Below are 9,093 nucleotides of genomic sequence, written 5' to 3' on the forward strand. Positions count from 1 at the left end.
ACGACGCTTGAGGATTACCCGGCGAAGCCGGAAGAATGGCCGGAAGCCATGCCCCGCGCTTCGCGCCTGGCACCCAATCTTCCGTCTTCGCTCTTTGAGCTACTTCGCGACAAGTGTGCCGCCTCCCCGGGCCGCTGAAAGGCGAAGAGCGGCTAAAGAGAAAAATCAGGAGGATTTGCCCTTGGCCTGCGGCGAGGGCTTGGAGACGGCGGAGGGAAGGCTGGCCGGAGGCCTTGGGGCCTGTCCGGCTTGAGCGGTAGGAGCGTAGCCGAAATTATGGGACGGCTTTTGCGGCCTCGGGCTGTAGCCGTTGGCTGCGGAAACAAGTTTTTCCGGTTTTCCCGGATTATGTTTCGAGTCGCTCATTTTGAGCCTGCGCGGACGGCTGAAACGACGGAAGCCGGGACCCGGCTGGGTCTCGGGACGATGGTCGAAGGTCGGTAGCCCTCGGAGATGTAACGTCGTTGTCTGGGTGCTTCGTTGGAAGCGGTCAGTCCTTTTGCCGGGGTTCCGGTTTTAGGCTTCTGGGTCGTTTGTGTCTGGCTCATGGGAAAGGGAAGGTTCTGCGATAAACTCGATGGTTTTGATTTCGTCGATACGAATATAAACCCCGCCGGAGTTCTCCGCAATCTCAAGTTGGCCTTTTTCGTTGGTGCGCACGGTGCTGGAAATAAACAGATCCCGTTCGTCCGGGTCGGAGGAGACATAGGATTCGGAGCCATACCAGCCCGTGACCTGGCTTTGGTCCTTGAAGGTGACGATGATCCACGAGGGTTCGGCCTTGGAGAAGACGCGGTCCCATGCGGTGGGAATGTCGTGCTGTTCGAACGGCTTGAGGTCGAAGCGTTCGATGAATTTACGCAACCATTCTTTCTGTCGGACGATTCCTGCGAAAATCCCGAGGATCACGGACAGGAGCAGGGCCAGTGAGGCGAACAGGTAAATGGAGGCGACCGGATGGGACCGGATCCATCCGGATTGCCAGCTGTGGAAGATCCACGGTCCTACGATGGCGTAAACGATAGTGCTTCGGGCGAGCAGACCAAGGGCGAAGCGTCCCCAGTCGAGTCGCTTGTCGAGATAGGCGAACTGTCCCTCGACGATCCGGAAGATGAATCCGGGCACGAGGAAGACGATGAAAAGCAGAAATCCCTTGAAGGTCTCGAGCATGGCGGGGCGGAGGTTAGGAGGCCTTGTCGATGGCCCCTTCGACCATATCGAGGATCACGCTTTGTTTCTTTCTTGGGAGAGTCCCGAGCCGTTGCACGAGCCGTTCGGCGCGAGAGGAGGGACCTCGTTTGGAGGCTTTAGTTGCGGCGATTCCGAGTAGATCGCCTTCTTCGCATTCGAGGGCTTGGGCCAGATCGGGGAGGAGAGTCAGTGGAACGCGGCGCAGGCCCCGTTCGTAATGGCCGTAACGGGCGAGTTTGAGTCCGAGGCGTTCGGCGACCTCGGCTTGGGTCAGTCCGGCGGCTTTTCGCCGGGCGATGATGCGCTTGCGAAGTTGGTCGAGAAGGTCGTCGCTCATGAAAGGAACGGGTTCATGAGTGGCGATTATATCGGAAGTTTTCATTTTTTTGGAAATAGGCCTTGATAAAAGATACGAAACGTAACAATACGTATCGTAGTTTATTTATCAACTCCGAACTTGACGCACTTTTAGAAAATGGAGGTTCAAATGACGATCACCCACGAAAACCCGCTGACCTACGCGGACCTGCTTTGTTTGGAGTGGGTCCTTGAAGACAAGATCGGCGAATGGGAATGGAGGGACGACGGACTCGACGACCTGATCGAACGTGGCCGTGGAACCTTGGAGCGCGTCCGGGAGGCGGTCCGCAACCAGGAGCGCGCCGATGAAGGAGGGAAAAGCTGATGCCACGAATCCCCGAAACCGAACTCGAAGACCTGAAACGCTCCGTGGACCTCGCGGCCCTCGTCCGCTCGAAGGGGGTGGAGCTCAAAAAGCACGGGAGCAAGGACCTCGCGGGCCTCTCGCCGTTCACGGATGAGAAGACGCCGAGCTTCATCGTGACCCCGGCGAAGAACCTGTGGCACTGCATGAGCAGCGGGCAGGGCGGGAGCGTGATCGACTTCGTGATGCATTACGACGGGGTGAGCTTCCGCCAGGCCGTCGAGCTGCTGCGCACGAAGAATCCTTCGCTCTACAAAAGCGCGGGTCCGGTGAGGAAGTCCTCCGTTCCGAAACTGCCGCCTGCGGTCGAGTTCGACGCGGACGACCAGACGCTCTTCGACCAAGTGCTCGGCTACTACGCCAAGCGGCTTCACGAAAACCCTTCGGCCATCGACTATCTGAAGAAGCGCGGTCTCTGGAACGAAGAGGCAATCGAGCGGTTCCGGATCGGCTACGCCGACCGGACGCTCGGCCTGACCCTGCCGCACAAGAACCGCAAGGACGGGGCGGAAATCCGCACCCGCTTGCAGCGGCTGGGGATTTACCGCGAGAGCGGTCACGAGCATTTTAACGGCTCGCTGGTGTTCCCCGTTATGGACGAAGGCGGGGCGGTTCGCGAAATCTACGGTCGCAAAGTCGGCAGTCAAAAGAGCGGCATCTACCACCTTTACTTGCCCGGGCCCCATGCGGGAATCTGGAACCCGGAGTGCCTGAAATCCCCCGAGATCATCCTGACCGAAAGCATCATCGATGCGCTGACCTTTTGGGTGAATGGCTTCCGGAATGTAACTTGCATCTGGGGAACGGAAGGCTTTACGGACGAACACCTCGAAGCCTTCCGGAAGCACCGGACGCAGAAGATTTATCTGGCCTACGACCGGGACAAAGCCGGGGACCGGGCTTCGGAACGGGACGCGGAGCGTCTCCAATCCCACGGAATCGAATGCTTCCGGGTCAAGTTCCCTGCCGGGATGGATTCCAACGAATACGCGCTCAAAGTCACTCCACCTGAAATGTCCCTGAAGGCGGTTCTCTCCGGTGCCGAGTGGCTTCCGCCTTCGCCAAAAGGCTACGGCGCGACAGGTGGCAAAGGGCTTGGTCACTGCGTCCCTCAAGAAGGTGAAATCCCTTTCCGTGTCAAAGATCAAGATACGCGCGCATCTTCTTCTAATCTTTTAGCTGCTAACTTAGCCGCTGACGCGGCGACCGTGGGGCAGGATATTGCTACTAAAGGAAAAAATGCTTCGGAGGACGAGCTTCGCGCCTTCGGGTCTTCGCGTGAGACTTCCCCAGCGCTGAAACTCTCTGGCGAAGACTATCTGCTCGACCTCGGCCCGCGTTCGTATCGGGTCCGGGGTCTGCAAAAGAACGGCTCGCTCGAAGTGCTCAAGGTGAACCTTCGCCTTGTCTGCGAGGATCGCTTCCACCTGGACACGCTGGACTTTTACCGCTCGAAGGACCGGGAAGCGTTCGTCCGGGCGGCCGCCTCGGAGACGACGCTGGAACCGGACCTTATCAAGCGGGACCTGGGCAAGTTGCTGCTGGCCCTCGAACAAGTGCAGGAAGAGCGCATCCGGGCAGCGACCGAGCCGCAGCCGTCCCATCCGGAAATGACCGAGGAGGAACAAGCGGAGGCCCTGGAACTCCTCCGGTCCCCGGACCTTTTGCACCGCATCCTCGCCGACTTCGAATCGTGCGGGATCGTCGGAGAATCGACGAACAAGCTGACCGGGTATCTGGCTTGCGTCTCGCGGAAGCTGGATCGGCCCTTGGCGGTGATCGTGCAGAGCACGAGCGCGGCGGGCAAATCGACGCTCATGGAATCGATCCTGGCCTTCATTCCGGAAGAGGAGCGCGTCAAATACTCGGCGATGACGGGCCAAAGCCTCTACTACCTCGGGGAGACGAACCTGAAGAACAAAATCCTCGCCATCGTCGAGGAAGAGGGAGCGGAGAAGGCGAGCTACGCCCTCAAGCTCCTGCAAAGCGAAGGGGAACTGACGATCGCGAGCACGGGCAAGGACGACCAAGGCCGCATGAAAACGGAGGAATACCACGTCGAAGGCCCGGTGATGATCTTCCTGACGACCACGGCGGTGGACATCGACGAAGAATTACTGAACCGTTGCCTCGTCCTCACCGTGGATGAATCGAGAGAGCAGACGAAAGCGATCCACGACCTGCAGCGCGAAGCCGAAACCTTCGAGGGCCTCAAACGCAAAGTCGAGCGGGACCGGATTTTGAGCGTTCACAAGAACGCGCAGCGGCTGCTCAAGCCGCTCCCGGTGGTCAATCCCTTCGCCAAGCAACTGACCTTCCTAAGCGACCGCACGAGAACGCGCCGCGATCATGTGAAATACCTGACCCTGATCCGCACGATCGCGCTTTTGCACCAGCACCAAAGGCCGCTGAAGGAGAAAGACGGCTTGGAATATATCGAGGCGACCCGTTCCGATATCGAGGAGGCCAACCGGATCGCCCACGAAGTGCTGGGCCGCTCGCTCGACGAGCTTCCGCCGCAGACGCGGAGGCTGTTGATCCTCTTGCGGGACATGGTGGACAGTCGTTGCCGCGAGGAAAAAGTGACCCCGGACGTGTGCCTGTTCAGCCGCCGCCAGGTGCGCCGCTTCACGGGCTGGACCGAGTTCCAGGTGCGCACGCACCTGAACAAGCTGCAGGAAATGGAATATGTCCTCCCGCACTACGGCGGACGCGGGCAGAGCTTCCTTTACGAGCTTCTTTTCCACGGCGAGGACGACGGAAAACCGCAGATGTGTGGCTTGCTCGATGTGACTACGACGCCAACTTCGAGCATTGAAAACGGAAGTTCGAGCACGGAAAAGGCAGGTTCGAGTATCCAACGAGCATCCAACGAGCACGGTTCGAGCATAGGCCAAAACGGCTCCCAGCCCGCCAAACACGGGCCTTCCGGGCTGAACGGCCACAAATCCGGCGAAAACGCACAAGAGGGGGCCGAAAACCGCAAGGCGTCGTAACGTAGCCATGGCGGGACGAATGAAAGGCCTCCAACGCGCCCGATTGCTCCGTGGCAAGCGGCAATCCTCGGGAGGCCGTCCCGGTCCCGGAACGACTCCCGACCGACTCGACCCCCGGACGATGGTGGGCCAGTTGGACCGCTGGCTGGAGTGGCGACTGGCGCGGGGCTACTCGCCGCGCACGACCCGCACGCACGACTTCAACATGGCCCTCTTCCTCGACTGGGCGCGGGAGCGCGACCTGATTTACCCGGAGCAAATCACCCGCTCGATTCTGGAATCCTACCAGCTGTATCTTTACCGCTACCGCAAGCCAGACGGCAAGCCGCTGGGGACGGGGACCCAGCACGGCCGCTTGCAACTGCTCAAGACCTTCTTCTCGTGGCTGTGCCGCGAACGGATCCTCGAAGCCAACCCAGCTTCCGAACTGGAACTGCCGCGCCCGGTGTCCTCGGCCCTGCCGCGCGGCCTCTCCCGCGATGAAATCGCCTCTCTCCTGGCCGTGCCCGACGTGCGCGATCCGCTCGGAGTGCGCGACCGGGCCATATTGGAAACCCTCTACGCCACCGGGATGCGACGCCGGGAGTTGGCCATGCTCGACCTCGGCGACCTCGACCGGGCCGAAGGCCTGATCCACGTGCGCCACGGCAAAGGCGGTAAGGCCCGCTTCGTTCCGGTCGGACAACGCGCCGGGCAATGGCTGGGGCGCTACCTCGAACGGTGCCGGGAATCCCTCCTCGTGTCCGTAGGCGAACCCGCTCTCTTTCTGACCGGCTACGGCGAACGCTTCAGCCCGAACTCGCTCGGCAACCTCGTGCGCAAACACCTTGTGGCCGCCGGGATCGACAAACCCGGCTGCTGCCACCTCCTGCGCCACAGCTGCGCCACCCACATGCACGAGAACGGGGCGGACATCCGCTACGTCCAGCAAATGCTCGGCCACGCCAAACTCGACACCACGCAAGTTTACACCCACGTCACGCTCTCGGCTCTCCGTGCCGTCCACGGCAAAACGCATCCCTCCTGCGGGGAACGGATCGTCGAAGCGGAGCGGTAAGGCTTGCGGCCATGGCCGCAGGTCTTTTTTCTTAGCCGCCAGAATGCGTCTTACATGGCTTCAGCTGCTGGTTCTGACCACTGCAATGGTGGTCTCGCCCCTGTCGCTGTCCGCCTTGACCGATTCCTGGGGCTTCGAGCTGCCCGAGGAGTCGCAAACCCATCGGCAAACCGAAATTGCAGAGAGTGCCGAACCGGCCTCCGAAGAAGCCGTCGATGCGTCGGAGTGGGGCGGCTGGGGCCTGAAAACCGCGTCGGGAGATTTTTTTGGGGAGACCCCCGAATACGCCGGGCACGATTGGCCGCAAACCCAGCAACCGCGCCGGGAAAACGGCGATCGCAGCTACGACACCGCGTCGGATGTGCGCAATGGCCCAAATGTTTATACCTATGTTGTTCAGAACCCATGGACCTTCTTCGATCCGCATGGGCTGAAGTTTAACGACAATACGTTCGATTCGGAAAAGGATCGAATGAGGTATTATGAAGACGTCAAAGATGAGAGCAGTATTGATTCCGAATGGTTCAACGGGTTGGGGGATACTGATGAAGAGCGAATTACGGCGTATAATTCGAGGGTGGATAAGTTTAATTCGGAACTGGAAAAACTTCGTTCGACTCCCTTTGGATCAGCCCAATATGAATATCTGAAAAGTCATAAGGAAACTTTTACACTTCAGTTTGGGTATGGATCTGATGGAAAAGGGTCTGATCGTAGTTTCGTAAGTGGATTAGCCTATACAATTGCTGGAATGGATTCGTTTGGCACGCAATCCCACGAATTTACCCACCTCATTCAAAATGTTGCGAACACGGGTGAAAGTTCCAATGGTGTTTCAAAGAACCCAGCTTTAGATTTTATCTTGTCTGGAATTTACTCAGAAAATGAAGATTGGGATGCTTTAATTCGTGATAGAAGGCCACTGTGGAAAGAGGCTCAATCGCAAAGATCTAGGAATATCGTTGAAACAGAATACGAATTGATTACGAATCCACCCGGTCCTTTAGGGATTGATGGAAGAACTTTTTCCCCGTATAGTCTTGGACCAGTGAAAGCCCGGGCATATGGTTCTTTATATACTCTTTCTCCGGGATTGAAAAACATGGGGACTACCTCATATTCTGATGGAAAATCTGAGAATGATAGATACGACTTTAATGATGCGGTAGGGACAAGGTATGATTTTTCTGATGCAATAAGAATATCTAGGAATCAGCAGTTCGATAAAAACCCATGAAAAGTATTTTTTTTAGATTTAATAAAGTCCTTGTTCTTTTCGCTGCAGTGAAATTCTCTTCGTTCTTTTATCCGGGGGAAATGACTTGTTATGCATCGAAATCTTTGGATTATGATCGGTCTAATCGGTCTAATGAAGAAACCGATTTTGTTCACATTGCTCCAATTTCATGGGAAAGTCTATCTACTGAAAAAAGTATAGATATTATTGATGTTTTAGTTGATGAAAAAGATTTTACAGTTATAAATGATTTTTATCTATTTATGGTTTTTTCAGAGAAGTATAAAAAAGTATTCGATCCCGTATTAAATAAAAAGATTTCTTTGAGTTTTTCTGGTGGTTCGTTTAATGACCTGATTCAGAATTTTAAGAATAGCACGAACTCGTCTGTTTCAGTTGCTTGGTCGGATAGGAAAATTTCGTTTTTCCCAACAGGCTATTCCGACCAACAAATCTTACTCAGGAGTATCCTTTTTGAAGTCGAAGAAAAAAAAGAAGTATCGGGCGTTCCTGTAGGTTTTCTTTTTGAACTAATGAATCGGCGATGCAAGGAAAAGAGATTTGAGATTCGAATACGGCTTGAATCTGACGATCCAGAAAGATTGAAAGAATCCTTGCTGGAAACGAGTGAGTTAATGGTGGGGGACACTGTTACTGTCGTAGACTGTCTCTCGATGTTAAAGTATCAGTTTTCCTTAGAAGTGGATTTGTCAGAAGATGGCGACATCTGGCTTCGAGACACAGGCAAAAAATGACAGATGGCACCAAAAAGACGTTAGGTCTTGAATATTGACAGGGACACCAAAAAGACGTCACGTCTTGATCTTTGACAAATCCCTCCCACACGCTCCGAAAACCCGAATGTCCCCGGCCACCGGATACGGATCGGCGCGTCTCGCCCGCCCCCCGAATCACCCCCTGCCTTCCCCGTCCGGCCCTTTGGATTTTGGGGAGGGTCCGCGTCTTTCGCACAACACCTTTATGTCCAATCCCGAAAGGGGTCGAAAGGGGTCGAACGCAAAATATAAAGATTTATGGAAAGGGGTCGAAAGGGGTCGAACGCAAAATATAAAGATTTATGGGGATACCAGAAACACGTCACGTCTTGATCTTTGCCAACTCCCACACGCTCCGAGAACCCGAATGTCCCCGGCCACCGGATACGAATCGGCGCGTCTCGACCGCCCCCCCCGAATCACCCCCTGCCTTCCCCGTCCGGCCCTTTGGATTTTTGGGAGGGTCCGCGTCTTTCGCACAACAACTTTATGTCCAATCCCGCCTGACTCCTTCCTGGCACTCGCAGGCTTCGTTCGGAAGGGGCGGGTTTTGACATAAAGTGGTGTTGTGCGAGTTCGCGGACGGAAGTGGGGGCCGGGCCGGGGAAGGCAGGGGGTGATTCGGGGGGCTCCGTTGTCTTCGATTCGGAGACTCCCCGGCCTCGCGGCAATGTTCCCTCCAGGGCTTCGCCCTTGCGCGCTCCTTCGTCGCTTTGCCCGAGGGTTAGCTTCCGCATCGGATTCCGATGCTCCAAAACATAACGGCACCCCGCGCCCGGCGGCAACGGCCATCCGCAGGGCTTGCCTCCGTATTGAAATATCTCCGACAAGAGAAATCTTTTCTTAGTCGCCTCCCGCCACGCGCCCCCAGGGCCGCACGCTGCGCTTTGCTCTGGGAGCTTCCCCCCGCCACCCGTGGCGCGGTTGCCCCGCGCGTTGCTCGCTACGCATCGCCGCGCTGGGAAATCCCACTCCGACGCCTGACGCGTCGCCCACGGCCCGGCAAGCGGGCCATCTACGACGCTTGAGGATTACCCGGCGAAGCCGGAAGAATGGCCGGAAGCCATGCCCCGCGCTTCGCGCCTGGCACCCAATCTTCCGTCTTCGCTCTT

At 56.8% G+C, this 9,093-nt stretch carries 8 protein-coding genes; 5 read left to right on the forward strand and 3 right to left on the reverse strand.

From position 1 onward, the window contains the following. Window positions 1-165: 165 nt before the first annotated feature. The 3 genes from H5P30_RS04285 to H5P30_RS04295 form a co-directional block, all read right to left on the reverse strand. On the reverse strand, window positions 166-366 hold the full coding sequence (locus H5P30_RS04285; RefSeq protein WP_185691728.1) for a hypothetical protein: 201 nt from the start codon (window positions 364-366) through the stop codon (window positions 166-168). Window positions 367-516: 150 nt separating this feature from the next. Next, window positions 517-1,170, reverse strand: coding sequence for a DUF6338 family protein (locus H5P30_RS04290; protein WP_185691727.1), 654 nt, complete (start codon window positions 1,168-1,170; stop codon window positions 517-519). A gap of 13 nt (window positions 1,171-1,183) precedes the next feature. Next, the gene (locus H5P30_RS04295; RefSeq protein WP_185691726.1) at window positions 1,184-1,573 is read right to left on the reverse strand and encodes a helix-turn-helix domain-containing protein; all 390 of its coding nucleotides are present in this window, start codon (window positions 1,571-1,573) and stop codon (window positions 1,184-1,186) included. A gap of 105 nt (window positions 1,574-1,678) precedes the next feature. Here H5P30_RS04295 and H5P30_RS04300 point away from each other — a divergent pair, with 105 nt between their 5' ends. The 5 genes from H5P30_RS04300 (at window position 1,679) to H5P30_RS04320 (ending at window position 7,960) form a co-directional block, all read left to right on the forward strand. After that, complete coding sequence (locus H5P30_RS04300) at window positions 1,679-1,876, forward strand: hypothetical protein (protein WP_185691725.1); 198 nt, start codon at window positions 1,679-1,681, stop codon at window positions 1,874-1,876. After that, the gene (locus H5P30_RS04305; RefSeq protein WP_185691729.1) at window positions 1,876-4,911 is read left to right on the forward strand and encodes a CHC2 zinc finger domain-containing protein; all 3,036 of its coding nucleotides are present in this window, start codon (window positions 1,876-1,878) and stop codon (window positions 4,909-4,911) included. Before H5P30_RS04300 ends, H5P30_RS04305 begins: the two co-directional genes overlap by 1 nt. A 121-nt stretch (window positions 4,912-5,032) precedes the next feature. After that, window positions 5,033-5,968, forward strand: a complete 936-nt coding sequence (locus H5P30_RS04310; RefSeq protein WP_185691730.1) for a tyrosine-type recombinase/integrase — start codon at window positions 5,033-5,035, stop codon at window positions 5,966-5,968. A gap of 43 nt (window positions 5,969-6,011) precedes the next feature. Then, window positions 6,012-7,205, forward strand: a complete 1,194-nt coding sequence (locus tag H5P30_RS04315) for a hypothetical protein (RefSeq protein WP_185691731.1) — start codon at window positions 6,012-6,014, stop codon at window positions 7,203-7,205. Next, on the forward strand, window positions 7,202-7,960 hold the full coding sequence (locus tag H5P30_RS04320) for a hypothetical protein (RefSeq protein ID WP_185691732.1): 759 nt from the start codon (window positions 7,202-7,204) through the stop codon (window positions 7,958-7,960). Before H5P30_RS04315 ends, H5P30_RS04320 begins: the two co-directional genes overlap by 4 nt. Window positions 7,961-9,093: the final 1,133 nt, after the last annotated feature.

Source organism: Puniceicoccus vermicola, assembly GCF_014230055.1.
Classification (GTDB): domain Bacteria; phylum Verrucomicrobiota; class Verrucomicrobiia; order Opitutales; family Puniceicoccaceae; genus Puniceicoccus; species Puniceicoccus vermicola.